This window comes from Micrococcus sp. 093350064-1, assembly GCF_053627955.1.
Genome location: NZ_JBSEYU010000033.1, coordinates 1 through 1660 on the forward strand (window position 1 = coordinate 1; position 1660 = coordinate 1660).

Annotated in this window: 2 protein-coding genes; both read right to left on the bottom strand. The window is 65.6% G+C overall.

The genetic code is table 11. From position 1 onward, the window contains the following. Nucleotides 1–91: 91 nt before the first annotated feature. Nucleotides 92–712: a class I fructose-bisphosphate aldolase gene (locus ACUW6W_RS11690; protein WP_225348377.1), complete on the bottom strand. Its 621-nt coding sequence runs from the start codon at nt 710–712 to the stop codon at nt 92–94. 96 nt (nt 713–808) lie between these two features. Beyond that, nucleotides 809–1219: a four-helix bundle copper-binding protein gene (locus ACUW6W_RS11695; RefSeq protein WP_044659891.1), complete on the bottom strand. Its 411-nt coding sequence runs from the start codon at nt 1217–1219 to the stop codon at nt 809–811. Between the last annotated feature and the right edge of the window lie 441 nt (nt 1220–1660).

Here is a 1660-nt window from a genome sequence, read left to right on the forward strand (position 1 = left end):
GATCAACTCCCATTGGGTGTCAGAGAGCATCTGGAACCGGGACATGTCCCCAGGGTCTCAGCTGACTCGTGCATCTATTCTCAGACACGCCCTAGTCGTCTCCGAGCTTGTCCAGTTGGGCGAGGATTGCCGCCTTGAGCTGGTCCTCCACCTCGGCCTTGCGGGGGCTGCGGATATCCACCTCGGGCTCGATGATGGGCACCAGCCCGGTAACGAGGATCTGACGGGCGAGCCCGAACTGCTGCTCCACGACGGAGCCCACCCCGTCCCCGGGCAGCTTGATGACCGAGCGCATCTTCGTCCCGAACATGTGCTTTTCGACGGCTCGAGACAGTAAGTCATCCAGGTGCGGGATGGGTTTCATGAGCTGGGCGCCTTGCTGTTCCGGGGCCAAGCCCTGGTCGATTTTGAGGAAGGGCACGATGCCTTTGCTGTTCCACAGGTAGTCGCCCGTGGGGGAACCCTCCACCTGGCGGTTCATTGTGTTCTCGAACAGGATGGCCCCCATGACGCGCTCACCGTCGAAGCTGGGGCTGGTGATGATACGTGTGCGCACCTGGTGTACCAGGTCGAACATCTCCTCTGGGCCGGAGTAGGCATCCTTGTCGATCCCGTAGAGGTGCAAGGCCGCCGGGGTGCTGCCCCCGCTCTGGTCCAGCGCCGCGACGAATCCGGCACCGTTCCTGACCCTCTGATACTTCTCCGAGTCCATGGGAGCCTTCCGCGGCGAGGGAGCACGGTGGTCCGGGTTCCCTGCGCACGTCATGGACGACTGGCCGCCCTCAAGGGGGAACGGTCATCAGCAGGCTCAACCCAGGGTGACGAGCAGGTCCGCGCAGGCCTGTTCACACCGGCGGCAGGCCTCGGCACACACCTTGCAGTGCTCGTGCATCTGGGCGTGGCTCTCGCATTCGTCCCCGCACGTCTTGCAGGCGGCCCGGCAGGCCTCGAGCAGGGCGCGGGTGGTCTCGACGTTGGTGCCGGTCTGCCGGGACAGCATCCGGCCTGTGGCGGCGCACACATCGGCGCAGTCCAGGTTCAACCGGATGCACTGCCTCAGGTCGGCGACCATGTCCTCGGCCAGGCAGGCGTCCGCGCAGGCGGTGCACGTCTGGGCGCACTCGAAGCAGGCCTGGATGCATTCGGCCAGTTTCTGCCGATCGATGTTCCCCACCTCCTTCGGGTAGGTCTCCAGCATGGCGCTCACGTGATGGGTCATGATGTGCTCCTTCGTCGATCTGATCCGACGCACCGGCCTTCGCCGGCCCGCCCTTTCATCGACTGTAGACCGCCCCGCCGACGCGGGTGAAGGGCTCAACCTTGAAGGTTCCGTGAAGATCGCCGGCCACGGAGGCCCGCGGACTCCTTTACGGGCAGGGATGACGCAGGTGTGACCAGCCGCCCCTCAGCCCGGCCGACGGCCCTGAGGACCACGCCGACGGGGAGGACCAGCAGGGCTCGCCTCAACGTGGATCCTGTCGGACCGGACGGTCGGTGTCGGGAAGAGCGCTTATGCGATCCGACCAGGGGCGTCGAGGCCGCCGGTGCAGGGTTGCCGGGTGCATTCGGACCGCGGCTCCCAGGGTGGATTCAATCGGTCGTCGCAACACCCTCTCGGAATCACTGGAGGTATGGGCGATGGCAAGCAAGGACTGGGCGA